Annotated in this window: 22 protein-coding genes; 20 read left to right on the plus strand and 2 right to left on the minus strand. The window is 66.3% G+C overall.

Going from position 1 to position 26,112, the window contains the following annotated elements; genetic code table 11:
- The first annotated feature begins 8 nt into the window (after window positions 1–8).
- The 15 genes from KIT53_RS00775 (at window position 9) to KIT53_RS00845 (ending at window position 18,368) form a co-directional block, all read left to right on the plus strand.
- Complete coding sequence (locus KIT53_RS00775; RefSeq protein WP_297746085.1) at window positions 9–629, plus strand: XrtA/PEP-CTERM system exopolysaccharide export protein; 621 nt, start codon at window positions 9–11, stop codon at window positions 627–629.
- Window positions 630–704: 75 nt separating this feature from the next.
- Window positions 705–2,264 (plus strand): XrtA system polysaccharide chain length determinant, encoded by a 1,560-nt coding sequence (locus KIT53_RS00780; RefSeq protein WP_297746088.1) that lies wholly within the window; start codon window positions 705–707, stop codon window positions 2,262–2,264.
- Window positions 2,265–2,273: 9 nt separating this feature from the next.
- Window positions 2,274–3,269 carry an XrtA-associated tyrosine autokinase gene (locus KIT53_RS00785; RefSeq protein ID WP_297746091.1) on the plus strand — a complete coding sequence of 332 codons (996 nt, stop codon included), beginning with the start codon at window positions 2,274–2,276 and terminating at the stop codon, window positions 3,267–3,269.
- Between the two features lie 20 nt (window positions 3,270–3,289).
- Window positions 3,290–4,870: a TIGR03016 family PEP-CTERM system-associated outer membrane protein gene (locus tag KIT53_RS00790; protein WP_297746094.1), complete on the plus strand. Its 1,581-nt coding sequence runs from the start codon at window positions 3,290–3,292 to the stop codon at window positions 4,868–4,870.
- Window positions 4,871–4,873: 3 nt separating this feature from the next.
- Entirely contained in the window at window positions 4,874–5,995 is a 1,122-nt protein-coding gene (locus tag KIT53_RS00795; protein ID WP_297746096.1) for an XrtA/PEP-CTERM system-associated ATPase, read from the plus strand.
- Window positions 5,996–6,010: 15 nt separating this feature from the next.
- Window positions 6,011–6,877: an XrtA system polysaccharide deacetylase gene (locus KIT53_RS00800; RefSeq protein ID WP_297746099.1), complete on the plus strand. Its 867-nt coding sequence runs from the start codon at window positions 6,011–6,013 to the stop codon at window positions 6,875–6,877.
- A 16-nt stretch (window positions 6,878–6,893) separates the two neighbouring features.
- On the plus strand, window positions 6,894–7,928 hold the full coding sequence (locus KIT53_RS00805) for a FemAB family XrtA/PEP-CTERM system-associated protein (protein WP_297746914.1): 1,035 nt from the start codon (window positions 6,894–6,896) through the stop codon (window positions 7,926–7,928).
- A gap of 19 nt (window positions 7,929–7,947) precedes the next feature.
- Window positions 7,948–9,171, plus strand: a complete 1,224-nt coding sequence (locus tag KIT53_RS00810) for a TIGR03087 family PEP-CTERM/XrtA system glycosyltransferase (RefSeq protein ID WP_297746103.1) — start codon at window positions 7,948–7,950, stop codon at window positions 9,169–9,171.
- Window position 9,172: 1 nt separating this feature from the next.
- Entirely contained in the window at window positions 9,173–11,080 is a 1,908-nt protein-coding gene (locus KIT53_RS00815) for an XrtA/PEP-CTERM system amidotransferase (RefSeq protein WP_297746106.1), read from the plus strand.
- Entirely contained in the window at window positions 11,077–12,231 is a 1,155-nt protein-coding gene (locus tag KIT53_RS00820) for a TIGR03088 family PEP-CTERM/XrtA system glycosyltransferase (RefSeq protein ID WP_297746109.1), read from the plus strand. The genes KIT53_RS00815 and KIT53_RS00820 overlap by 4 nt, the downstream gene beginning before the upstream one ends.
- 20 nt (window positions 12,232–12,251) lie before the next feature.
- Entirely contained in the window at window positions 12,252–13,424 is a 1,173-nt protein-coding gene (locus tag KIT53_RS00825) for a glycosyltransferase family 4 protein (protein WP_297746112.1), read from the plus strand.
- The gene (locus tag KIT53_RS00830) at window positions 13,421–14,650 is read left to right on the plus strand and encodes a glycosyltransferase family 4 protein (RefSeq protein ID WP_297746116.1); all 1,230 of its coding nucleotides are present in this window, start codon (window positions 13,421–13,423) and stop codon (window positions 14,648–14,650) included. The genes KIT53_RS00825 and KIT53_RS00830 overlap by 4 nt, the downstream gene beginning before the upstream one ends.
- Before the next feature lie 3 nt (window positions 14,651–14,653).
- The gene (locus KIT53_RS00835) at window positions 14,654–15,922 is read left to right on the plus strand and encodes a putative O-glycosylation ligase, exosortase A system-associated (RefSeq protein ID WP_297746118.1); all 1,269 of its coding nucleotides are present in this window, start codon (window positions 14,654–14,656) and stop codon (window positions 15,920–15,922) included.
- A 145-nt stretch (window positions 15,923–16,067) separates the two neighbouring features.
- On the plus strand, window positions 16,068–17,396 hold the full coding sequence (locus KIT53_RS00840) for a glycosyltransferase family 87 protein (protein ID WP_297746121.1): 1,329 nt from the start codon (window positions 16,068–16,070) through the stop codon (window positions 17,394–17,396).
- 39 nt (window positions 17,397–17,435) lie between these two features.
- Entirely contained in the window at window positions 17,436–18,368 is a 933-nt protein-coding gene (locus KIT53_RS00845; RefSeq protein ID WP_297746124.1) for a glycosyltransferase, read from the plus strand.
- Window positions 18,369–18,382: 14 nt separating this feature from the next.
- Here KIT53_RS00845 and KIT53_RS00850 read toward each other — a convergent pair whose 3' ends face one another.
- Window positions 18,383–19,837, minus strand: a complete 1,455-nt coding sequence (locus tag KIT53_RS00850) for a lipopolysaccharide biosynthesis protein (RefSeq protein ID WP_297746127.1) — start codon at window positions 19,835–19,837, stop codon at window positions 18,383–18,385.
- Between the two features lie 6 nt (window positions 19,838–19,843).
- Entirely contained in the window at window positions 19,844–20,761 is a 918-nt protein-coding gene (locus KIT53_RS00855; RefSeq protein WP_297746130.1) for a hypothetical protein, read from the minus strand.
- A 358-nt stretch (window positions 20,762–21,119) separates the two neighbouring features.
- Here KIT53_RS00855 and KIT53_RS00860 point away from each other — a divergent pair, with 358 nt between their 5' ends.
- From KIT53_RS00860 to KIT53_RS00880, 5 genes are read left to right on the plus strand one after another with little or no spacing between them, the layout of a single operon-like run.
- Window positions 21,120–21,776: a PIG-L deacetylase family protein gene (locus KIT53_RS00860; RefSeq protein ID WP_297746133.1), complete on the plus strand. Its 657-nt coding sequence runs from the start codon at window positions 21,120–21,122 to the stop codon at window positions 21,774–21,776.
- A 53-nt stretch (window positions 21,777–21,829) separates the two neighbouring features.
- Complete coding sequence (locus KIT53_RS00865; RefSeq protein WP_297746136.1) at window positions 21,830–23,128, plus strand: class I SAM-dependent methyltransferase; 1,299 nt, start codon at window positions 21,830–21,832, stop codon at window positions 23,126–23,128.
- 40 nt (window positions 23,129–23,168) lie between these two features.
- The gene (locus tag KIT53_RS00870; RefSeq protein ID WP_297746139.1) at window positions 23,169–24,206 is read left to right on the plus strand and encodes an SDR family oxidoreductase; all 1,038 of its coding nucleotides are present in this window, start codon (window positions 23,169–23,171) and stop codon (window positions 24,204–24,206) included.
- Window positions 24,203–24,772: a dTDP-4-dehydrorhamnose 3,5-epimerase gene (gene rfbC / locus KIT53_RS00875; protein ID WP_297746142.1), complete on the plus strand. Its 570-nt coding sequence runs from the start codon at window positions 24,203–24,205 to the stop codon at window positions 24,770–24,772. The genes KIT53_RS00870 and rfbC overlap by 4 nt, the downstream gene beginning before the upstream one ends.
- Window positions 24,769–26,094 (plus strand): DUF4910 domain-containing protein, encoded by a 1,326-nt coding sequence (locus KIT53_RS00880; RefSeq protein WP_297746145.1) that lies wholly within the window; start codon window positions 24,769–24,771, stop codon window positions 26,092–26,094. Before rfbC ends, KIT53_RS00880 begins: the two co-directional genes overlap by 4 nt.
- Window positions 26,095–26,112 lie beyond the last annotated feature (18 nt).

Raw genomic sequence — 26,112 nt, forward strand, 5'->3', positions numbered from 1 at the left:
CAGGAACCATGCGCGCCACCGTTTCCCGCCTGGCGCTGGCGGCCTCGGTGCTGGCCGTGGCCGGCTGCGCCGGTTTCAGCAGCCCGAGCTATCCGCCTGCCCCGGCCGTGGCCGCTGCCTCGAAGGACTACAACTATGTGATCGGCCCGGGTGATGTGCTCAACATCAACGTCTGGCGCAACCCTGAGCTGTCTTCCACCGTGCCGGTGCGTCCGGACGGCAAGGTGTCTGCGCCTCTGGTGGATGAACTGGTTGCGCAAGGCAAGACTTCGCAGGAAGTGGCCCGCGACATCGAGAAGGCTCTGGGCAAGTTCGTCCGCGATCCGGTGGTGACGGTGATCGTCACGACCTTTGTCGGCCCCTATGCCGAGCAGGTGCGTGTGGTGGGTGAGGCGGCCAAGCCGCAGTTCCTGCCGTTCAAGCAGAAGATGACGGTGATGGACGTGATGATCGCCGTGGGCGGTCTGACCGACTTCGCCGACGGCAACAAGGCCACGATCGTGCGCGCCGCCGAAGGCAACAAGCGCTACAGCGTGCGTCTGCGCGACCTCATCAAGGGTGGCGACATTTCCGCCAACGTGGAGATGCTGCCCGGTGACGTGCTGATCATCCCGCAGGGCTGGTTCTGACGCTGGCGCCTCGGGCGCTCAACGGCTGGCGGCAACGCCGGCCGGACGTTTCGCATTCTTCTAACGGTTGCTTGCATGCACGACCTCATCAATCAAATCACGACCTACCTGAGGGGCATGTGGAAGTACCGCCGCCTCGGGGTGCTGGTGGCCTGGCTGGTGGCCGCGGTGGCTTCCGTGGGCGTGATGCTCATCCCCGACCGCTACGAAGCCTCGGCGCGGGTCTATGTGGACACCCAGTCCATCTTGCGCCCGCTGATGGCCGGCCTGGCGGTGCAGCCGGATGTGGAGCAGCAGGTGGCCATGCTCAGCCGCACGCTCATCAACCGCCCGACGGTGGAGAAGCTGGTGCGCATGGCCGACCTGGACATGGCGGCCAAGTCCAAGGAAGAGCAGGAACGGCTGATTTCCCAGGTGGCCAGTTCGGTGTCCATCGAGGCGGGTGGCCGTGACAACCTCTACCGCCTGTCCTACCGGGGTGAAAGCCCCGACATGGCGCTGCGCGTGGTGGGCTCGCTGCTGACCATCTTCGTTGAATCGGGCATGGGCAGCACCAAGAGCGATTCCGAGAGCGCGCGCCGTTTCATCGAAGAGCAGATCAAGAACTACGAGGCCAAGCTGACCGAGGCCGAGACCCGTCTCAAGGAGTTCCGGCTGCGCAACCTGGACATGCAGGCCCAGGGCGGTCCGGATTCGGCGGCCCGCATGGCGGAACTGTCCAACACCCTGAACCAGGCTCGCCTGGAGCTGCGCGAAGCCGAGAGTGCCCGCGAGGCCGCGGCCCGTCAGCTTGAGGCGGTGCGCACGGCCCAGCGCAATTCGCCGCAGCCCAGCGCCGTGATCGCCACGCCCGAGGTGGACCAGCGCATCGCCGACCTCAAGCGCAGCCTGGACAGCCTGCTGCAGCGGTATACCGACCAGCACCCCGACGTTGTCAACACCCGTCGCCTGATCCGGGATCTGGAAGAGCAGAAGCGCCGCGAAGTGGCCGAGCTCCAGCGCCAGGCCGCCGCGAACCCGGGCACGCCGCTGGTGTCGCAGAACCCGGCGATCCAGGAACTGGTGCGCATCCATTCGGCTTCCGAGGTTCAAGTCGCCTCATTGCGTGCCCGCGTCGGTGAATACGAATCCCGCGTGGCACGGGCCCGTGAGCAGCTCAAGGTGGCTCCCCAGATGGAGGCCGAGCTGGCCCAGCTCAACCGCGACTACGAAGTTCACCGCAAGAACTACGAAGACCTGGTGGTGCGCCGCGAGACCATCAACATGAGCGGCGAGCTGGAGAGCTCCACCGGCCTGGCCGACTTCCGCGTGATCGACCCGCCACGTGCGGGCAACAAGCCGGTGGCACCCAACCGGGTGCTGATGCTGCCGCTGGTGCTGATCCTGGGCATAGGCGCCGGCGTGGGCATCACCTTCCTGATGAGCCAGATCCGCCCGGTGTTCTTCAACGCCAACGCCTTGCGCAACGCGACCGACCTGCCGCTGCTGGGCGTGGTGACACTGGTCAGGAACGACGCGACACGCCAGCGTGAGCGGAGCAGTCTCCTGCGTTTCAGTGCATCCCTGGGTGCGCTGGTGTTGGTGGTCCTGGTTGGCATGGCGGTGCTGTCGTACCGGTCCGGCCTTGTGAAGTGATTGGAAACCATGAGCAGCCTGATTGAAAAAGCAGCCCTTCGCCTGGAACAACTGCGCCAGGCCGGTGTGGACACTGCTGCCCTGGAGAATCCGAAGCCACTGGCCCAGGCCGCGGCGGCGCAGGTGGCGAGCCCTGCGGTGGCGGCACCGCCTCCCGCCGTCACGGCACCGGAGCCGGCATCCGCACCCGTTCCCGTTCCCGTTCCTGAGCCGGTGTCCAAGCTGGTGAACATCGACCTCGCAGCGCTCACCACCGCCGGGTACGTGACGCCCAACGCGCCTCGCTCCGCCATCGCCGACCAGTACCGTGTGATCAAGCGTCCGCTGCTGGCCAATGCCACCGGCAAGGGCGCCTCGGTGGTGCCCCATGGCAACCGCATCATGATCACCAGCGCGATGCCTGGTGAGGGCAAGAGCTTCACCGCCATCAACCTGGCGATGAGCATGGCCATGGAACTGGACTACCGCGTGCTGCTGGTCGACGCCGACGTGGCCCGTCCCTCGCTGATGAAGTCCTTCGGGCTGCCAGCGGGCCCGGGCCTTCTGGACCTGCTGCTTGACGACAAGATGGAGATGTCGGATGTGCTGCTGCGCACCAACGTCGACAAGCTCAGCCTGCTGCCCAGCGGCACACCGCACCCGCGCGCCACGGAATTGCTGGCCAGCGATGCCATGACCGGCCTCATCGAGGAAATGGGCCAGCGCTACCCCGACCGCATCATCATCTTCGATTCCCCGCCACTGCTGCTGACCACCGAGGCGCGTGTGCTGGCCACGCACATGGGCCAGGTGGTGGTGGTGGTGCAGGCCGAAAAGACCCTGCAGTCCCAGGTGCGCCATGCCATGACCACCATCGAGTCCTGCCCCATCAAGCTGGTGCTGCTCAACCAGGCCCGCGGTGGCGACCAGGAAGCCTACGGCTACGGCTATGGCTATGGGTATGGCTACGGCCAGGGAGGCAGCCAGGAATCCGGTGCGAGCGCACCAGCCGGCACGGCGGCCTGAGCATGACCAGGGAGGCCCGCTTGAAGAACAACCCCAAACACCTGCCCACGCCTCGCGCCGTGGCCATGGCCTGCCTGGCGGCGCTGTCGCCGGTCCTGGTCACCCCGGTGTGGGCGCAGCTGGTGGATCCCAGTGAGATGCGCGACGAAACCGCGATGGGCGAGGGTGGTCCGCGTCCTTCGGTCTGGATCGAGCCGCGTATTTCCACCGGTGTGCTGATCACCAACAACGGCAATCTTTCGGCGACCTCTCCCCAGAGTGAACAGATCCTGGAGGTCACGCCGGGCGTGCGCGCCGTGTTCAACCGGCCGCGCGCCAAGGGCTTTTTCGACTACTCGCTGAGCACGCAGTACCGCCTGCAGAACACCAGCGGCGATGCGCTGCGGCACCTGCTCAACACCGCGATGACCTTCGAGGCGGTGGATGACCGCGTGTTCGTCGACGTCTCCGGCGTGGTGGCCGATGAGTCGATCTCCGCCTTTGGCACGCTCGCACCGGGTTACAGCAACGCGAACACCTCGCGTACGTCGAGTTTCCGGGTCTCGCCCTATCTGCGCGGCGTGCTGGCCGGGGCGGTCAACTACGAGCTGCGCGTTGGTATGGAGAAAGCCTCCACAGCGACAGGTTCACGCTCGGACGTGACCGTGCAGGACGCCTCTGCGCGTCTGCGCAGCGACATGACCGGGCGCATGTTGGGGTGGTCGCTGGATGCGCAGACCGTATCGACCGAGTACACGTTGGGGCGACGCACCCGTTCCGATCAGGTGCTTGGCGGGCTGAACTACGCGCCGAGCAGCCTTCTCATGCTGACGGCACAGGCGGGTGTGGAATCCAACGACGTGCTTTCGGCCAGCCGGGAGAACTACAGCATCACGGGTCTGAGCCTCGACTGGAGGCCATCCAACCGCACGCGCCTGGTGGCGGGTGTGCAGAAGCGTTATTTCGGTACCGGTTACAACGTGCTGTTCGAACACCGCACGGCGCGCACAGTCTGGCGTTTCAGCGACACGCGCGATGCCGTCAACAACCCGCTGGATCCAGGCGGGGCCACGCTCGGGACCGTCTACAGCCTGCTTGACAGTCTGTACACCGCGCAAGAGCCCGATCCGGTGCGTCGAGCCCAACTGGTGCAGGCCGAACTGCTGCGCCTGGGCCTGCCGGCCGATGCGAATTCGATCAACAACTTCCTGTCCTCGTCGGCCACACTGGTGCGCTCGCAGCAGCTCTCGCTGGCGCTGGTGGGGGTCCGCAATGGCGTCACCTTCACGCTGCTGCGCGGCAACTCGCGCCGCCTGGGACCCTCTGCCAACCTGGGCGATGATTTCGATGTCAGCGAAAGCATCCGCCAGCGTTCCTGGAGCGTCAACTATTCGCACCGCCTCACGCCGCTGACCACCTTTGCCGCCGGGGTGGGCCGGCAGACCAACGAGGGCTCGGTGGCCGGCCTGAGCAATACGCTGACGACCTTCACCGTGGGCGCTACCACGCGCCTGGCCGCGCGCACCAGCGGCACGGTGCAGCTGCAGCGTTCCATCTATGACCAGGTGGGGGCACCGTACCGCGAGGTCGCCATCTCGGCCAACATCACGCACCGGTTCTGATTCATGTACGAAGCGTTTTACGGGTTGAGCAGCAAGCCCTTCCAGCTCAACCCCGATCCCCGTTTTTATTACAGCAGCAAGCCGCACCGCCGGGCGCGTTCGTACCTCGTGTACGGCGTCATGCGAGGCGAGGGCTTCATCGTCATCACCGGTGAGGTCGGCGCGGGCAAGACGACCATCGTCCGCGACCTGCTGGACAGCCTGGAGAACGGCTCCGTGGTGGCCGCCCACCTGGTGAGCACGCAGCTCGGTGCGGACGACGCGCTCAAGCTGGTCTGCGCTGCATTCGGCGTGGCCGTGCGCGGCACCAGCAAAGCCGACATGCTGATGGCGCTGGAGGCCTTCTTCATCACCCAGACCACGCAAGGCAAGCGTTGCCTGCTCATCGTGGACGAGGCCCAGAACCTGCAGCCCCTGGCCGTCGAAGAGCTGCGCATGCTCTCCAACTTCCAGTTTGGCGAACAGGCGCTGCTGCAGACCTTCCTGGTGGGGCAGCCGGAATTCCGCAACATCCTGCAGAGCCCGGGCATGCTGCAGTTGCGCCAGCGTGTCACCGCGCGCTGCCACCTGGGGCCGCTGGACGAAGAGGACACGCGCGCCTACATCGAGCACCGCCTCAAGTGCGCCGGTGCGGTGGACAAGCCCAGCTTCGATGCCGGCGTGTTCGCCGGCATCTACCAGTTCAGTGGCGGCATTCCTCGCCGTATCAACACCGTCTGCGACCGCCTGCTGCTGCAGGGTTTTCTCGCCGAGACGCCGCACCTCACGGTGGAAGCGCTCAATGAGGTGATCGCTGAAATGCAGGCCGAATCCGCCGTGACCACATCTGGTCCGCAGGAGGTCGAGGACCGCTGGGCGGACCTGCCCAGGGCGGCCGAAGGCACGTCGCCGCGCCCCTCGCTGGTCGATGGCATCGGCCCCGAGGAGATCGAGCTGGATGTCAACCTGGTCGAAGGCATCAGCGAGGAGCTCACCCGTGTCTCGGCCGAACAGCTCAGTACGCGCCTGCTGCGCATGGAGCGCAGCGTGCTGCGCCAGGAACGCGTGAGCCTGGAGATCCTGAGCGCGCTCAAGAAAATCGTGGCCGCCACCCGCAAGCCACGCAACGGCAACGGTGGTGGCTGATCCGGAGGACGCCGCATGAGCAAGAACCCGCCCATCATCAATGCCCTGACCATCGACGTGGAAGACTACTTCCAGGTCTCGGCGTTTGCGCCCTACATCGATCGCGCCCACTGGGACCAGCGCGAGTGCCGCGTCGAGCACAACATCGACCGCATCCTGCGCCTGCTGGCGGAGAACGGCACCAAGGCCACTTTCTTCACGCTGGGATGGGTGGCCGAGCGCTACCCCGAGATGGTGCGCCGCATCGTGCGCGAGGGCCACGAACTGGCCAGCCATGGCTATGGCCACCAGCGCGTGAGCGATCTCGACGAGGCCGCTTTCTACGACGACATCCACCGCGCCAAAGGCATTCTGGAAGACCTGGGCGGCCAGCCCGTGCTGGGCTACCGTGCACCCAGCTTCTCTATTGGCGCTGACAACCTCTGGGCGCTGGACACGCTGCTGCGCGCGGGCTACCGCTACAGCTCCAGCATCTACCCGGTGCAGCACGATCACTACGGCATGCCGGATGCGCCGCGCTTTGCCTACGCCGCACGCGACGGCTTGCTGGAGGTGCCGCCGACCACGCTGCGCCTGTTCAACCGCAACCTGCCTTCCAGTGGCGGCGGCTACTTCCGACTGCTGCCCTATGGCCTGTCGCGCTGGATGCTGCGCCAGGTGAACGAACGCGACGCCCAGTCCGCCATCTTCTACTTCCACCCCTGGGAGATCGACCCTCAGCAGCCGCGCGTGCCCGGCATCGACCTCAAGACGCGCTTTCGCCACTACGTCAACATCGGTCGCACCGAACAGCGCCTGGCGCGCCTGATCCGGGACTTCCGTTGGGGCCGCATGGACCGCATCTTCCTGCCCGAGCGCGCGCAGGAGGTGCCCGTTGTCTGAGAACGCCACCACCGGTTTGCGCATCCTTCGCCTTGACAGCCGCCGGCCTGAGGAGGTCGCGCGCTGGGATGCCTTCGTCTTCGCCCATCCGCAGGCCACGTTCTTCCACCGCGCCGGCTGGCAGAAGATCATCGGCGAGGTGTTCCGGCACGCCACCTATTTCCTCTACGCCGAGCAGGATGGGCAGATCCAGGGCGTGCTGCCGCTGGCGCACGTCAACAGCCGCCTGTTCGGCAACGCACTCACCGGGCTGCCTTTCGCCGTCTACGGTGGCGTCGCCGCGCTCACACCCGAAGCGGCCGACGCCCTGGAGGCCGAGGCACAGCGCCTGGCCATCGAACTGGGTACCGACCACCTGGAACTGCGCCACATCGAGCGCCGCCACGAGGATTGGCCGGTGCAGGAGCTCTATGTCACCTTCCGCAAGGCCATCCTGCCCAAGGAAGAAGACAACATGCTGGCCATTCCGCGCAAGCAGCGCGCCATGGTGCGCAAGGGCATCAAGAATGGCCTGACCTCCCAGATCGACCCGGGCGTGGACCGCTTCTTCGCCCTGTATGCGGACAACGTGCACCGGCATGGCACGCCGGCCATGCCACGGCGCTACTTCCAGGCGCTGCGCGACACCTTTGGCGCCGACTGCGAGGTGCTCACGGTCTGCTCCGCCGAAGGGCGGCCGCTTTCCAGCGTGCTCAGCTTCTACTTCCGTGACGAGGTGCTGCCGTACTACGCGGGCGACGACGAGGCCGCGCGCGACCTCGCCGCCAACGACTTCAAGTACTGGGAACTCATGCGGCTGGCCTGTGCGCGCGGCATCAAGGTGTTCGACTATGGGCGCAGCAAGGAGGGCACCGGCCCCTATGCGTTCAAGAAAAACTGGGGTTTCGAGCCCACGCAGTTGCATTACGAGTACCGCCTGTACAAGCGCGACAGCATTCCGCAGAACAACCCCGCCAACGCCAAGTACCGGTTGCTGATCGCTACCTGGCGGCGCATGCCGCTGAGCCTGGCGAACTGGCTCGGGCCCTTCATCGTGCGTAACCTCGGCTGAGGCGCAACAGAGGCCCCGCATGGCGAACCTGCTCTACCTCGTGCACCGCCTGCCTTATCCGCCCAACAAGGGCGACAAGGTGCGCTCCTACCATCTTCTGCGGCACCTGCTGCAGCAGCACCGCGTGTTCCTGGGGACCTTTGTCGACGACCCGGAGGATGAGCAGCACATTGCCACGCTGAGCCGTATCTGTCCGGACCTGCACGTCGAACGCCTGGCACCCCGCACCGCGAAACTGATGAGCGCCACCGGCCTGCTGCGTGGCGAAGCCCTCACGCTGGCCTACTACCGCAGCGCCGGCATGCAGCGCTGGGTGGCGCAGGTCGCGCGGGAACATGCGCTGGACGCCAGCGTGGTGTTCTCCGGCGCCATGGCGCAGTACGCGCAAGGCCTGCTGCCCCGTGTGCCCATGCTGGTGGACTTCGTGGACGTGGATTCCGAGAAGTGGACGCAGTACGCGCCGGCGCACCGCTGGCCCATGTCGGCCGTCTACCGCCGGGAGGGTGAACGCCTGCTGGCTTATGAGCGCGAGGTTGCCGCGCAGGCCCGCCGTTCCTTCTTCGTCACCCCCAACGAGACCGCGCTGTTTCTCGCGCGCGCACCGGAATGCGAAGGCCGCGTGCAGTCGCTGAGCAATGGCGTGGACGCCGATTTCTTCGCCCCCGATCCGGCCTGCGCGAACCCGTTCGCGGCCGGTGAACAGGCGGTGGTGTTCACCGGTGCCATGGACTACTGGCCCAACGTGGACGGCGTGAGCTGGTTCGCGCAGGACATGCTGGCCGGCCTGCGCCAGCGCTGGCCGAAGGCGCGCTTCTACATCGTGGGCCGCAGCCCCACGCCGCAGGTGCAGGCGCTGGCTGGAGAACACGTGGTGGTGACCGGCACCGTGCCCGACGTGCGGCCCTACCTGCAGCATGCCGCCGCGGTGGTGGCGCCGCTGCGGGTGGCGCGTGGTATCCAGAACAAGATCCTTGAAGCCATGGCCATGGGGCAGGCGGTGGTCACCGTGCCCTCGTGCGCCGAGGCCATTGGTGCCAGTGCGCAGCAAGGCTTGCTGCAGGCGTCCGACCCCGGGGAGTTCCTGGATGCGCTGCAGCCCTTGCTGGCGTCGCCCGCGCACGCTGCCGAGCTCGGCCGCGAAGCGCGTGGTTTCGTGCTGCGCCGGTTCAGCTGGCAGGCCCATCTGAGCGGCATCGACGCTTGTCTCGACACCTTGCCTACCGCCGAAGAAGGAGCGCATTGACATGTGTGGCATCTCCGGTCTGTTCGACACCGTGGGCCAGCGCGATTTCGACCGCGCCCTGGCTTCGCGCATCAACAACATCCAGGCCCACCGGGGACCGGACGAAGACGATCTGCATTTCGAGCCGGGCCTGGCGCTGGGCCACCGGCGGCTTTCGGTGATCGACCTCGCCACGGGCCAGCAGCCGCTGTTCAGCGTCGATGGCAGCGTGGGTATCGTCTTCAACGGAGAGATCTACAACTACCAGGAATTGGTGCCTGAGCTCAAGGCGCTGGGCCAGGTGTTCCGCACGCGCAGCGACACCGAGGTGATCGTCAACGCCTGGCGCGCCTGGGGGCCGGACTGTGTGCACCGCCTGCGCGGCATGTTCGCCTTCGCGCTGTGGGACCGGCCGCAGCAGACCCTGTTCCTCGCGCGCGACCGCATGGGTGTGAAGCCCATGCACTACGCCTGGCTGCCGGACGGCAGCTTCATCTTCGGCTCCGAACTCAAGGTGGTCACCGCGCACCCCGGCTTTTCGCGCGAGATCGACCCCCTGGCGGTGGAGGAGTACTTTGCCTTCGGCTACGTGCCCGACCCGCGCTGCATCTACCGCAACGCCCACAAGCTGCCGGCCGCGCACACGCTGACGCTGCGCCGCGGTGCGCAGAGCCGGCCGCAGCCTGTGCCCTATTGGGACGTGCATTTCACCAACGACAACCCGATTGGCCAGGCCGACGCCGAGGCCGAACTGCGCGATCGGGTGCGCGAATCGGTGCGGCTGCGCATGATCGCCGACGTGCCCCTGGGCGCCTTTCTCTCCGGCGGCGTGGACTCCAGCGCCGTGGTGGCCAGCATGGCCGGCCTGTCCGAGCGGCCGGTGCAGACCTGCGCCATCGGCTTCGACGACCCGCGCTTCAACGAGTCCGAGTTCGCGCGCCAGGTCGCGGAACGCTACGGCACCGACCATCGGCTGGAGATCGTGCGCAGCGACGACTTCGACCTGATCGACACCCTGGCCTGGCTGTACGACGAACCCTACGCCGACAGCTCCGCCATTCCCACCTACCGGGTCTGCGAAATGGCGCGCAAGCACGTGACCGTGGCGCTGTCTGGCGACGGGGGAGACGAAAGTCTGGGCGGGTACCGTCGTTACCGGCTTCACCTGGGGGAGGAGGCGGTGCGCGGCCGCCTGCCACAAGGCCTGCGCCGTGCACTCTTCGGCCCACTCGGACGGCTCTATCCCAAGGCCGACTGGGCACCGCGCATGTTCCGCGCCAAGACCACCTTCCAGGCCATGGCCATGGACAGCGTGCAGGCCTACCACCACAGCATGTCGCACCTGCGCGAGGACCAGCGCCAGCGCCTGTTCACGTCGGCTTTCCGGCAGCAACTGGGTGGCTACGGTGCCATCGAGGTGTTCCGCCAGCACGCTGCGAACGCCCGCACCGAGGACCCGCTGGCCCTCATCCAGTATCTGGACTACAAGACCTGGCTGGTGGGGGACATCAACACCAAGGTGGACCGTGCCAGCATGGCGCACTCGCTGGAGGTGCGCGAGCCGCTGATGGACCACCGTCTCATCGAATGGCTGGCGACGCTGCCCAGCAGCCTGAAGATCCAGGGTGGCGAGGGCAAGGCGGTGTTCAAGAAGGCGTTCGAGCCGCTGCTGCCGCACGACGTGCTGTACCGACCCAAGATGGGCTTCTCGGTGCCGCTGGCCAAATGGCTGCGCGGGCCGCTGCAGCAGCGCCTGCGGGAGTCGGTGCTCAGCCAGCGCATGCTCGACACCGGCTATTTCCACCGCGAGGTGCTGCAGTCGCTAGTCCAGCAGCACCTGAGCGGCCAGTCCGACCATTCGACCTCGCTGTGGATGCTCATCATGTTCGATGCTTTCCTGCGCCAGGTCGAGCGTCCCGCGTCGTCATGAGTTCCACGCGCCGCCGCCGCATCGTCCACGTTGTCTACAGCTTTTCCGTCGGTGGGCTGGAGAACGTCGTCGTCCAGCTCATCAACCGCCTGCCGGCCGAGGATTTCGAGCACGTGGTGCTCTCGCTGACCACCATCAGCGACTTCAGGAACCGCATCACCCGGCCGGACGTGCGCTTCATCGAGCTGCACAAACCGCCCGGCCACGCCATCCCGCTGTACCCGCGCATCGTGCGGCTGCTGCGGGAGCTGCGGCCCGATGTGGTGCACACCTGCAACCTGGCCGCCCTGGAGATCACGCCGCTGGCGTGGCTGGCGCGGGTGCCGGTGCGTGTGCATGCGGAACACGGCTGGGACGCGCACGACCCGCAAGGCCGCAACCCGCGCTACCAGCGCCTGCGGCGCCTGTACAAACCTTTCGTGAGCCACTATGTCGCGGTGTCGCAGGACCTCGACGACTATCTGGATCGGGCCATCCATGTGCCTGCCCGGCGCCGCAGCCTGATCGCCAACGGTGTGGATACCCAGACTTTTTCGCCCGCCGAGCACGTCGCGCAGACGGTGCCCGGCTGCCCCTTCCAACCCGGCCTGCATTGGTTGCTGGGCACGGTGGGCCGGCTGCAGACGGTCAAGAACCAGCCGTTGCTGGCGCGCGCCTTCGTGCGCCTGCTGCGCGAGCACCCCGAGGCGCAGCACCATGTGCGCCTGGTGGTGGTGGGGGAAGGGCCGCTGCGCGCCGAAGTCGAACGCATCCTGGAGGAGGCCGGCGTTTCGCACCTGGCCTGGCTGGCGGGTTCGCGCAACGACGTGGCCGACATCCTGCGCATGCTGGACTGTTTCGTGTTGCCTTCCCAGGCCGAGGGCACTTCCTGCACGCTGCAGGAGGCCATGGCCTGCGGCCTGCCGGTGGTGGCCACCGCGGTGGGAGGTACGCCCGACCTGGTGGAGCAGGGCGTGACCGGCTACCTGGTGCCTTCCGAGGACGAGGCCGCCATGGCCGATGCCATCTGGTCCCTGCATCAGGATCCGGCGAAAACCAGTCTTTTTGCACGGACGGCCCGTGATCGAGCCTTGAAAAATTTCGCGCTGGATGCGATGGTCGAAGCTTACGTTCCGCTGTTCTCCGGTGGCCGTCCGATGGCGGCTGCCTGAGCAGCGCTTTGCCCCTTTCCATGCGCATCCTCTACCACCACCGCACCGCTTCGAAGGACGGCCAGGCCGTCCACATCGAGGAAATGATCGAAGCCCTGCGCAGCGAAGGCCATGAGGTGCGCGTGGTCGCGCCCGGTGGCGAAGACGACGGGGCCGGGCAGGGCGATGCCGGTCGCATGGGCGGTGGCGTGGGCTGGGTGCACCGGCTCAAGGCGATGATGCCCAAGGCCGTCTACGAACTGATGGAACTGGCCTACAGCCTGGTGGCCTACCGCAAGCTCATGGCGGCGGCGCGCGAGTTCCGGCCGGATGTGATCTATGAGCGCTACAACCTCTACCTGCTCAGCGGCCTGATGGCGAAGAAACGCCTGGGTGTGCCGCTGCTGCTGGAAGTGAACTCACCCCTGGTGCAGGAGCGCTCGCGCCACAGCGGTGGCCTGGCCCTGCCGGGCCTGGCGCGCTGGGCCGAAGGCGCGGCCTGGCGCGGCGCCGACCGCGTGTTGCCCGTGACCGACGTGCTGGCCGACCACGTTCGGGCCTATGGCGTGCCCGAGGCACGCATCCAGGTGATTCCCAACGGCATCAACCGGGCTCATTTCGCACAGGCGCCCGCACCCGACGAGGCCAAGGCCCGCCTGGGCCTGCAGGGCCGCCTGGTGCTCGGCTTCACCGGCTTCGTGCGCGACTGGCATGGCGTGGACCGCATCGTGGACTGGATGGCCACGCCCGACGCGCCGGCCCATACCCATCTGCTGGTGGTGGGCGACGGCCCCGTGCGCGCATCGCTGGAACAGCAGGCCAGCCGGCTGGGCCTGGGGGGGCGGGTGGCGTTCACGGGCGTCATCCACCGCGACCAGGTGCCGGCGCACGTGGCCGCATTCGACGTCGCCTTGCAGCCTGCGGTGACGGCCTATGCGTCTCCGCTCAAGCTCATGGAATACCTGGTGCTGGGCAAGGCCATCGTGGCCCCCGGCACCCGCAACCTGCGTGAGGTGCTGACGCACGACGTCAACGCGCTGCTGTTCGAGGAATCCAACCCGGCAGGGCTGGAGCAGGTGCTGACGCGCCTGTGTGCCGACGCCGCCCTGCGCGCGCGTCTGGCCCAGGGCGCGGCCGACACCATCGATCGACTGAACCTGACCTGGGTGGGCAACGCGCGGCGCGTGGTGGAGCTGGCGAGGGCGGCCGCATGAAGGTGTTGCTGTTCTCCTCGCTCTACCCCAGCGCGGCGCGGCCCATCCACGGCATCTTCGTGGAGACGCGCCTGCGCGAGCTGGTCAAGACGGGCGAGGTCCAGGCCCGCGTGGTGGCACCCGTGCCCTGGTTTCCGCTGCGGCACCGCCGCTTCGGCGAATACGCCCAGTTCGCCGCCACGCCGCGTTTCGAGCACCGCAACGGGCTGGACGTGCACCACCCGCGCTACCTGCTGCTCCCCAAGGTGGGCATGAACCTCGCGCCCTATGCAATGGCGCTGGGCGCGCTGCCCACGCTGCGCCGCCTGCAGCGCGAGGGTTTTGATTTCGACCTCATCGACGCCCACTACTACTACCCCGACGGCGTGGCCGCCGGGCTGCTGTCGCGCTGGCTGGGCAAGCCCTTCGTCGTGACCGCGCGCGGCACCGACCTGAACCTGATTCCCAAGTACCCCTTTCCGCGCAAGCTGATCCTGCGCACCGCGCAGGAGGCCAGTGCGTCCATTGGCGTGTGCCAGGCGCTCATGACCACGCTCAAGGAGCTGGGCGCCGAGGAAAGCAAGCTCAATACCCTGCGCAACGGCGTGGACCTGGAGCGCTTCGTGCCCGAGCCGCGCCAGGCCGCGCGCGAGCGCCTGGGTCTGGAGCCCGGCGGCACCTACCTGCTGTCGGTGGGCCACCTGATCGAGCGCAAGGGCCATCACCTGGCCATCGACGCGCTGCCCGAGCTGCCTCACGTCCAGCTGCTGGTGGCCGGCGCCGGTCCCGAACTGGCGCGCCTGCAGGCTCAGGCCGCACGCCTGGGGGTGAAGGAGCGTGTGCGTTTCGTCGGCGTGGTGCCGCAGACCGAACTGAAGTGGTGGTACAGCGCGGCCGACGCGCTCGCCCTGTGCTCCAGCCGCGAGGGCTGGGCCAACGTGCTGCTGGAAGCCATGGCCTGCGGCACGCCCGTGATCGCCTCCAACATCTGGGGCACGCCCGAGGTGGTGAGCACGTCCTCGGCCGGCTTGCTCATGGACGAGCGCAGCGGCGCTGGTGTGGCCCGGGCCTGGCGCCAGCTCTTCGATCACTACCCCGCGCGCGAGGCCACGCGGGCACACGCCGAGCAGTTCTCCTGGACCGCCACCACCGAAGGCCAGTTGCGTCTGTTCCGGGGCATTCTCGCCAGGCAGGGCCATGCCGGCGCGGCCGCCGCCCCCATGGCCATCCACACCGGGAAGGACTGAGGGGTGCGCGGAATCCTGCTGCTGTCGGTGTATATGGCGTTCCTCTACATGGGATTCCATACGCCGTTCATCCTGGTCATGGGTTATGTGTGGGCAGACATCTTCACGCCGCAGCGCATCGCCTATTCGATCATGCCGTCCATACCGGTGTCGATGATTCTCGGCCTGTGCGTGTTCTTGTCGCTGTTCCGCCTGCCCAAGGACCCTGACATCCGGTTGCGCGCCGCGACGCTGGTCACGGCCATGTTCGGTGTCTGGATGACCATAACGCTGCTGTGGGCAGCGGTGCCTGCTGCGGCGATGTACAAGTGGGACTGGGCCGTCAAGGCCGTGCTGTTCTCATGCCTGATCCCGTTCTTCCTGCGTTCTCGCATGCACATCGAGGCCATGCTCTGGACCATCGTGGTCGCGGGGATCGCGCACTGCATCCCGTTCGGCGTGAAGGTCCTGGTGTCGGGCGGAGGCTATGGCAAACCCCTGGGGCTGATCATGTACAACGCCGGACTGGGCGAGGGCAGTACCCTGGCCATGTTCGCCGTATTCCTGATCCCGATGTGCCTGTACCTCTACAAGTGGCAGACACTGCTGCCGGAGGGCAAATGGGTCAAGCCGATGCTGATCTTCTTCATCATCATGGCCTTGCTCACCGCCGTCGGCACCTATGCTCGCACCGGTCTTGTCTGTATCGGCGTGCTGGGCATGCTTCTGATCCTGCGCAGTCGCCACAAGGTCGCCTACCTGGTCATCGTGGGCGTTGCGGGTTTCCTGCTGTCGCTCATCACATCGGACGAATGGGCCGGTCGCATGGGCACGATCGGCGATGACACGGAAGGCTCGGCCATGGCCCGTGTGGCCGTGTGGTTCTGGACGTTGGAGTACGTCGCCACCCACCCGCTGGGGGGCAGTTTCGATGTCTACCGCATCAGCCAGACTGCTCTGCGGCTCTCAGACGGTTCCGTGATCATGGAGACGGGCCGCGCATTCCACAGCATCTACTTTGAGATCCTCGGCGAAACCGGCATTCCCGGGATGGCGATGTACCTGACGATCGTGCTGCTGACGCGCAATGCGTTTGCCCGCATCGCCAGACGCAAGTCCGCGCCCGAGGACGCATGGATCAACGACGCGGCGCGCTACCTGCTGTTCTCGCTGTACATCCTGATGGCGGGCGGGGCTTTCGTCGCCGTCGGCTTCCAGCCGTACTTCTACTACCTGGCGGCCTTGTCGGTGGGATTGATCAACATCAACGGCAAACTGCAGAAGGCCGCATGAAGAACCACTGCGGCGAGAGGCCTTCCCATGCTCAATAACCTGGCCATCATCTTCACCAACGGTCTGCTGGTGTACATCCTCTACCGCGCGTACCGGCGCGAACGGGCGAGGGATCGCGACGACCGCTCAGGGAGACTCTGACCCCATGTCCCGCGCCGCGCTTCTCGCCCTGATCGACCGTTTCTCGTGCCGCAGCCCCAGGAACATCCTGCTGGTGGTGTTCCTGGTCAACTCCCTGGCCATCGGGTGGTTCATTCAGTTCGCTCTGGGGGAGCCTGTGTCCACGCCCGCCCTGGCATTGGCGTTCCTCAGGCTCCAGCAGGCCGGGACCGACTCCTGGGAGCCCATGCTGATGGCGATCGAGTACCTTCGCCAGCACGAAGGCATGCAGCTCTACCGCAAGCTGTTCTTCGAAGATCAGGTCAAGTTCCAGTATCCGTTGACCAGCCTGCTGCCGCTGGACGTTTTCCAGCAGATCAGCGGTTTTTCGCGCGAGCGACTGTACCCGTTGCTCAACGCCTCATCCTGGGTCTCTGTGCTGCTGATGGGCGTCGTCAGCTGGCTGCTCTTTTCTCTGCGGCCACTGCCGGATCGCACGCCTGAGTGGGGGCATGGCCGCGGTGCCAGTATCGGGTTCCTGCTGTTGATCATGGCGATCACCTTGACCTTCTACCCGCTGAGCAAGGCCTGGATGCTCGGTCAGATACAGACCTGGATCACGCTGCTGGTGGCGCTGACGCTGCTGGCGTGGATGTATGGCAAACCGGTGGTTGCCGGTGTCCTGCTGGGCCTGTGCTGCGCTATCAAGCCACAGTGGGCCGTCATCCTGGTCTGGGGATTGTTGCGCCGCGAGTGGTCTTTCGTCATCGCGGGTACGGTGACGTTTGCGCTGCTCGCCCTGTGGGCCGTGCTGCTTTATGGCCTGCAAAATTTCTTCGACTACGTTGCCGTTCTGTCCTATATCGGCCAACGTGGTGAGGCCTTCTTCCAGAACCAGTCCATCAACGGGTTGATGAACCGTCTGCTGTTCAATGGCAGCAACTTCAAGTGGTCAGCCCATACCTTTCCGCCCTTCAACCCCGTGGTCTATGCCACCACGCTCGTCTCCTCCATAGCGATACTGGGAGCGACGCTTCTGCTGCGGCGCAAGGAGAAGGCCAACGTGCTCGATCTCGGCTTCGTCGTGCTGGGGGTCTCCATGGCCTCGCCCATCGCCTGGGAACACCACTACGCCATCCTGCTGCCCATTTATGCGTTGATGCTCACGGCCGTCATTGACGAGCGCGGTGGCGATGGGCGGTGGCTCCTGGCGCTGGGCGTGTCCTTCTTCCTGGTCAGCCAGAACCTGGGGTTCCTGAACTATTTCCGTGACAGCCTCCTGAACGTCTTCCAGTCCTACCGCCTGCTGGGGGCATTCATCGCGCTGTACCTGCTGTACCGCCTCAATGCAGCACCACGCCAGCCGCCGGCATGAATCCGGGGGGGCGAGGGTCAACCACCGCTGGAGATCGCCATGAGCCATGAAGTCTGTGTCGCCATGTGCGTCTACAACGCCGCCGCCACGTTGCCCCAGGCCCTGGACTCCCTGAAGGCACAGACCTGGCAGGGGTTCGATCTGGTCGTGGTCGACGACGGCAGTACCGATGCCAGCGCGGACATCCTGGAGGCGTACCGGACCGTGTTCCCGGGTATGACCATCGTGCGACAGAAGAACGGTGGAATCGGCATGGCGCGCCGCGCCGCGGTTGCGCAAGGAGGCCATCCCTGGCTGGCGTTCATCGACGCCGACGATATCTGGCATCCCGCCAAGCTCGAATGCCAACTGCGCGTTGCCCATGGCGACCCCACGCCAGACGCGGTCGTGTGCGGACACGTGGAGTTCGTTGACGAGTCCGAGCTGACCGGGCGGCTGGACCGACTGCCTTCGCAGCACGATGCGGTCGAATGGATGGATGATCTGGCGGACCGGCTGCTTACGCGCAATTTCGACTTCCACCCGGCCTCGGTGTTGTGGCGCCGGGCCGCGCTGGAAGCGGTTGGAGGCTATGCTGCCGACCGCAATGGCGAGGATTTCCAGCCTTTTCTGTCATTGGGGCTTTCGGGGGCCCGTCTGGCCAAGGTGTCGGGCGCGCTGTACATGGCTCGCGTCAATCCGGGTTCGCTCTCGCGCTCCACCACCAACCACTATGTTGGCGCGATGGCGCGCATCGCGGCGATTGACCGACTCCTCCAGGGCAAGGTGGGCGAGCTCGATGGAACACCCGACGACGGGGCCCGTGCGCGGCTGCTGATCGCGCGGCAGCGCTTCCTGCGCTGGGCCCTGCACGGCCTGCGGGTGGGTTACCCCCGTCGCGAGATGCATGCGATGGCCTGGCCGCTGATTGGCCAACTGGTTTCGTACCGTGTTCGCGCCGTGGAGATATTGAAAACCCTGGCCAGGCGCTAGCAGATCCGGCTGTCTCAGTGGCCTCGCATGAGGCGCGAGAGCAGGGGCGTTCGCCTGAGTGCCATTTCGAGTTCATGGCGCAGGGGGGCATTGACCAGCCAGATCGTTAGCAGCCATGTCAGGGGCCCGATGAAGGCGATGACCAGGATCTGCCAGCCGGCATGCAGGTGGCCGGTGAAGTGGTGCGTGGCCAGGGCAACGCCCGCGCACGCTGCCGTGACCAGGAGGCTCTTGGACTGAGCCGCCAGGAAAGTGCGCCGCTGGAAGTGAAGGATGCGCTTGAGCAGGAACACGTGTATCGGGTACATCACCAGGCTGGAGAGCACCAGCACCCAGGCGAAGGAGCGCAGCGTGCCGTCGTACAGCAGCACCACGCCCAGGGCCTTGAGGCCGATGTCCAGCACGGTGGGCAGCGAGGTCAGGTAAGGCCGGCCGATGGCCATGTAGGCCGCGTTGTTGAACAGGAAAGGCGCCACGGCCGCGAACATCAGGCAGATCTGCTGCACGATGGGCACGCATTCCAGCCATTGGTCGCCGTAGAGGAACTGGATGATGGGTGCGGCGTAGATGTAGGTCGCGGCCAGCGCGGGCCACATCACCACCGTGATGTAGGCCACCGCGCGCGACAAGGGTGTGGAGAGATCCTCGCCCGCGTGGTGGGTCTTGGAGAGGTAGGGCAGCACCGCGTAGTTCACCGTCGGGCCGAGCAACTGGTTGAGCATGTTCGGCGTGGAGATGGAGCGGCTCATGATGCCCACGTCGTAAGGGCCGCTGAGTTTGCCCAGCAGCAGGTCGGGAATGGCGCTGTTCACCGTGTTCAGGCCATTGCCCAGCACCGCACCGGCGCCGAAGTTGACCACCTTCTTCCAGCCGCGCAGCCGGGGCAGCCAGGGCGCGACCTTGGGCCGGAACGGCACGAAGGCCAACGCGGTGGCCAGGATGTTGGCCAGGTTGGCCCACGCCATCGACATGTAGCCGAAGTCGTGGTAGGCCAGCGTGATGGCGGTGATGGCGTAGGCCGAGGTGCCGGCCACGTAGGCATAGGCCTGCTCCTTGGCGCGGTAGTCGCGCGTGAGCAGGCTGTTGGTGATGGCGCCAAAAGGGATGAAGATGAAGCCCAGGGCCAGCACGCGCATCACCTGCCGGATGCCGGGTTGGGCGAAGAATTCGGCGACCCAGCCGCTGACCAGGAACATCACCAGCGCAATCGTCCATGAGGTGGCGATCAGCACGCCGAAGGCGGCTCCGACGCTGTCGCGTGTGAGTTCCTTCTCGCGCTGCAGGTAGCTGGCGACGCCGAAGTCGCGAAAGATGTGGGCCATGGACACCATGACCGCGGTCATCGAGTAGATGCCGATTTCGTCAGGGCTGAGCAGGCGCGCCAGTACCACGGTGACGAGCAACTGCACGGCGGTCGCGCCGTTGGACGAGAGGAAGGTGATGAACAGCGAGGCGCGCAGGTTGGCCATGTCAGCTCATCGGATGGCTTCGTGCAGGCGCGGCAGGATGTACTGTGTCTTGACGCGGTACAGGCTGTTGACGAATCGCACGTAGCCGATGAAGTGGAAGAACGCGATGGCGTCGAAGTCGCGCTCGGGCGTCGAGTACTTGGGACAGGGCAGCACGCGCGTGCGGGCCGCGTTGGCCACCAGGTAGTTGGAGGTCACCTGCTCGGTCCCCCATTCAGCCCAGCGGCCCTGGGTCACCCGGGCCATCTTTTCCGAAAACTCGAACATCTGCTCGCGCATGGCGGGGTTGGATGGGAAACCCGTGAAGCCACTGCAGCCACGGGTGTAGAGCGGCAGGCTCAGGCCGGCATCGGCCATGTTCTGCTCGGCCAGCACCTGGATGTGCGGGTGTACCCGCTGGCGGGCGTTGTGCGAGGTCTGGGCGAGGGTGAGCAGCGGCTGGTCCGGTATTTCGCCGATCACGAAACCTTGACGCTGTGTCACCGCGTCCATGACTTCCGGCAGTTCGGCCACGGTGAGGGTGTCGGCATCGAGCTGCACCACATAGGTTTCCGGGGAGTAGCTGGCGATGGCCGCCAGCCGTTCCCAGGTGCCGCCCTTGGGGATCCGCGGGTGCTGGAACTCTTCGGCGCGGCGCAGTTCGGCGAAGGGGATGTGTTGCTTGAAGATCGCGCGCTCGGCATCGCCGATGCTGGGGTCGCACACGATGGCGATGCGCTGCGGCCGCGTCACGCGGTAGAAGGACTTGATGGCCACCAGGTAGGGCACCACATCGCGCTGGTGCACCATGGACAGCGCCATGAAGGGGCTGCTGCCGGGCTGCAACGGCGGCGTCTGCAGCACCTGGCTGGCCACTTGCTGGTACCGCTTCTTCTGGTAGTCGGTGACGAGGCGGCGCCGGATTCTCTCGATGATGGAGGCCATGGTCTGGGGCAGGGGTGTGTGCCGCGATCTTGAAGTGTGGTTTGCCGTCACCGCCTGCAGGGCGGTCACTCGTACCGCCCCCGCGCTGACATGGATGAGAGCCTGTCGATGCTATACAGGAAGCGGGGGTCTGGTGGTTGCGCGCCACGCGAATGTGTGAATGAAGTCACCCATGCCCGTTTTGCGGTGCCTTTGGCGTGGACAAAGCGTCTGTGCGGCGAAGGTACGACATTACACTTTGACACGCGCCGGGATTCTACCGAGCGCAGATGCCGGGAAACCTTGCATCGGCCCTGGTCCGGGGCTCGAATGGATGTCGGAGGGGCCTCATGCCAGGGGTGTTCAGGGAATCATCAACATGCTGACCGTAGATCTCGGCGCCACGGGTGCGCGGCCCCCGCGCCTGCTTTTCATTGGGGCGCATTGCGACGACATCGAGATCGGTTGCGGCGGCACCGTGATCGAGTTGTTGCGGCGGTATCCGGACGCCAGCGTGCATTGGGTCGTGCTCAGTTCGGGGGCGCAGCGCCGGCAGGAAGCCAGCCGTGCAGCCCAGGCCCTGCTGCGCGGCGTGCGTGACAAAGTTGTCAGCATCCAGGATTTTCGCGGGTCGTATTTCCCATCGGAGCAGCCCGCCATCAAGGACTATTTTGAGACACTCAAGGCCTTCCAGCCCGATGTGGTGTTCACGCATTTCCGCGACGACCTGCACCAGGACCACCGCATCACCGGCGAGCTGACCTGGAACACGTTTCGGGACCACCTGATTCTGGAGTACGAGATTCCCAAATTCGACGGAGGGCTCGGGTCGCCCTCGGTGTTCGTGCCCATCAGCCAGGCGGCGCGCAAGCGCAAGGTCGATCTGCTGATGCGCACCTTCAAGACCCAGCTTGGCCGCTCCTGGTTCACCCGGGAAACCTTCGACGCTATCATGCGGCTGCGTGGCATCGAGTGCAACGCGCCCAGTGGTTACGCAGAAGCCTTCTATTCCCGCAAGCTGGTGTTGTCCACCTGACCCGAAGAGTCCCCGTCGCGCCGCCATCGTCCGAACCAGATCCTTCCACCGCCATGAGCCAGACCGCTACCCCTGAACGCCCCGCCACCTCCAGCCGCGTTGCCGCGGCCACCGCCCTGAGCACCCAGGCCTGCTGCCGTTTCTGTGGTGCGCCGCTCAAGCACCGCTTCGTGGACCTGGGCATGTCGCCGCTGTGCCAGACCCACATCGAGCCGCACCAGCTCAACCACATGGAGCCGTTCTATCCGCTGTGCGCCTGGGTCTGCGACCAGTGCTTCCTGGTCCAGCTGGAGGAGTACGTGGCGCCCTCGGACATCTTTTCCGACTACGCCTATTTCTCGTCGTACTCGGACAGCTGGGTCGAGCATGCACGCCGCTACACCGAGCAGATGATCAGCCGCTTCGGCTTCGGTGCCCAGTCCCGGGTGATGGAGATCGCCAGCAACGACGGCTACCTGCTGCAGCACTTCGTGCGCGCCGGCGTGCCCTGCCGAGGCATCGAGCCCGCGGCCAACGTGGCCGAGGTCGCGGTGGGCAAGGGCATCCCCACGTCGGTCTGCTTCTTTGGCCGGGAGACGGCGCGCGCCATCGCAGGCGAGCACGGCCAGGCCAGCCTGCTGCTGGGCAACAACGTGTTGGCGCACGTGCCCGACATCAACGATTTCGTCGGTGGCATGAAGATCCTGCTCGCTCCGGTTGGCGTCATCACCATGGAGTTCCCCCATCTGCAGCAGTTGATGGAGCAGAACCAGTTCGACACCATCTACCACGAACACTTCTCCTACCTGTCGTTCACCACGGTGGAGCGCATCTTCGCGCACCACGGCCTGACGCTGTTCGACGTGGAAGAACTGCCCACGCACGGTGGGTCCCTGCGCATCTACGGCCGCCACAGCGACGATGCCTCCAAGCCGGTGGGCGAGCGTGTGACCGCGTTGCGCGAGCGCGAACGGGCCAAGGGGTACACCAGGCTGGAGACCTATGCCGACTTCGCCGAGCGCGTGCGTGAGACCAAGCGCAAGCTGCTGGCCTTCCTGATCGAGGCCAAGCGCGCGGGCAAGACCATTGCCGGCTATGGCGCACCAGGCAAAGGCAACACCCTGCTGAACTACTGCGGTATCCGCCAGGATTTCCTGGACTACACGGTGGACCGCAACCCGCACAAGTACGGGCGTTTCACGCCGGGCACGCACATTCCCATCCTGCACCCCGACGCCATCCGCGAGACGCGGCCCGACTACCTGCTGCTGCTGCCCTGGAACCTGAAGGACGAGATCATGCAGCAGACGGCCTACATCCGCGAATGGGGCGGCAAGTTCGTGATTCCGATTCCCGAGGTGACGGTGCTCTGAGAGGCACCATCCGGGGCAACATCAACCACATGAGGCAAAGATGAAGGTATTCGTGACGGGCGTGAATGGGTACATCGGCGCGGTGCTTGGGCCGTACCTGGCGCAGCGCGGGTTGCAGGTGCTGGGGCTGGACACGGGGTTCTACCGGGACGGCTGGCTCTACAGCAACGACGCACAGATGGGCATGAGCCCGCAGACCATCAACAAGGACCTGCGCAGCATCGAGGTGTCCGATCTGGAAGGCTGCGATGCCGTGGCGCACCTGGCCGAGCTCTCCAACGACCCGCTGGGCCAGAACAACCCCGCGGTGACGCACCAGATCAACCACAAAGGGTCCGTCGCATTGGCCGAGAAAGCGCGCCAGGCCGGCATCCGCCGCTTTGTCTACACCTCGTCCTGCAGCGTCTACGGTGCGGGCACCGGGGACTTCCTGGACGAGACCGCCGCCGTCAACCCGCAGACCGCCTACGCCGAGTGCAAGGTGCTGGTCGAGCGCGACGTCGGCAAGATGGCGGGCGACGACTTCTGCCCGGTGTTTCTGCGCAATGCCACGGCCTACGGCCCTTCGCCGCGCATGCGCTTCGACATCGTGATCAACGACCTGTGCGCGCTGGCCTGGACCACCAAGAAGATCGCCATGATCAGCGACGGCAGCCCCTGGCGGCCGGTGGTGCACGTGGAGGACATCTGCGAGGCGATCTACCGCTCGCTGGTGGCACCGGAGGACGCGGTGCGCGGCAAGGTGTTCAACGTCGGGCAGAACGCCGACAACTACCGCATCCGCGAGCTCGCCACCATCGTGGCGGAGACCTTTCCCGGCTGCGAGGTCAGCGTGGGCCCGCCCAGCGGCGATACGCGCAGCTACCGCGTCAACTTCGACCGCATCCACAGCCAGTTGCCAGGCTTCACCTGCCGCTTCGATGCGCGCGCCGGCGCCGAGCAACTGCGTGGCGTTTTCGAGCGCATCCAGATGTCGCCCGAGACCTATGCCTTCCGCGCCTTTACCCGGCTCAAGCAGCTCAAGTACCTGCAGTCCACCGGCCAGATCGACGGCGACTTCTACTGGGTCAAGGCATGAAATTCACCCCCGCGCCGCTGGCCGGTGCCTTCGTTGTCGACATTGACGCCAACGAGGACGAGCGCGGCCTGTTCGCCCGCACCTGGTGCGAGCAGGAGTTCGCGGCGCAGGGATTGGACAGCCGGTTGCGGCAGGCCAGCTTCTCGCGCAACCGGCGCCGCGGCACGGTGCGCGGCATGCACCTGCAACTGCCGCCTTCGCGCGAGGCCAAGCTGGTGCGCTGTGTGCGTGGCCGCATCCTGGACGTGATCGTGGACCTGCGTCCGGATTCGGCCACCTTCGGCCAGCACTTCGGCGTCGAGCTGTCGGCGCAGAATGCGCGGGCGCTCTACATTCCGCCGCTCATGGCGCATGGCTTCCAGACGCTGGAGGACGACAGCGACGTGGCCTACCAGATGACGGACCTGTACGCGCCCGGCCTGGGCTACGGCCTGCGCTGGGACGACCCGGCCCTGGGCATCGACTGGCCCATCCGCGAAGACGTGACCATCCTGGCGCGCGACCGCGACTGCCCGGACTTCGACCCAGCGGCTTACCGCCGGGTGCTGCAGAGCGCAGCGACATGAGCCACGAACTGTTTCCGGGCATCCGGAGCGCCGCGGACTGCGTCGGCTGGGCCGACGAGGCCTGGGCGCTGATGCAGCGCCTGTACCCGGTGTGCCGCAGCATCACCGGCGACGGGGTCCGCGAGACCTTGGCCGTTGTGGGTGAGCGCATCGCGCTGCAGTTGCACGAGGTGCCCTCGGGCCTGCCGGTCTTCGACTGGACCGTGCCGCAGGAATGGAATGTGCGCGAGGCCTGGATCAAGGACCCCGCGGGCCAGAAGGTGGTGGACCTGCGCGACCACAGCCTGCACCTCATGAGCTACAGCACGCCGGTGCATGCGCGCATGCCGCTGTCCGAACTGCGCGCGCACCTGCACAGCCTGCCGGACCACCCGGATTGGATCCCGTACCGCACCAGCTACTACCGCGAGGCCTGGGGTTTCTGCCTGCCGCACCGGCAGCTCCAGGCGTTGCCCGAAGGGGAGTACGAGGTCTTCATCGACAGCACGCTGGCCCCGGGGCATCTCAGCTACGCCGAATGCGTGGTACCGGGCCGCAGCGAACAGGAGTTCCTGGTCTTCACGCACATCTGCCACCCCGGCCTGTGCAACGACAACCTGACCGGCATTGCCGTGGCCACCGCGCTGGCCGCCGCACTGGCCCAGGGCCCCACGCCGCGCCTGACCTACCGCTTCGTGTTCGCGCCCGGGACCATCGGCTCCATCACCTGGCTGGCGCGCAACGAGGCGCGGCTGGGCGCGGTGCGCGATGGCCTGGTCATCGGCCTGCTGGGAGACCGGGGGCCGCTGACCTACAAGCGCAGCCGGCGCGAGGACGCCGGCATCGACCGTCTGGCCGAGCACCTGCTGCCACAACTGGCTCCCGGTACACGGCTGATTCCGTTCTCGCCCTATGGCTACGACGAGCGCCAGCTCTGCTCGCCCGGCTTCAACCTGCCGGTAGGTCGACTGACGCGCACACCCAACAACGAATACCCGCAGTACCACAGCTCGGCCGACGACTTCGATCTCATCGACCGCCAGGCGCTGGCCGAGTCCATGGCGGCCTGTGCCACGCTGCTGCGCGCGGCCGACCGCGAAGGACGCTACCTCAACCTGAACCCGAAGTGCGAGCCCATGCTGGGCAAGCGAGGCCTCTACCGCCCCACCGGCGGCGGGCATCCGGGCGAGTTCGAGCACGCGCTGCTGTGGGTGCTCAACCAGTCGGACGGCGGGCGCAGCCTGCTGCAGATCGCGCAGCGCTCCGGGCTTGCCTTTGACACCGTCGCGGACGCCGCACAGGCGCTCGAAGAGGTGGGGCTGCTCAGACTGCATGAAGATTGAAGAACCAGGAGTCGAACA

The organism is Hydrogenophaga sp., from assembly GCF_026125785.1.
In the GTDB taxonomy this organism is placed as follows: domain Bacteria; phylum Pseudomonadota; class Gammaproteobacteria; order Burkholderiales; family Burkholderiaceae_C; genus Hydrogenophaga.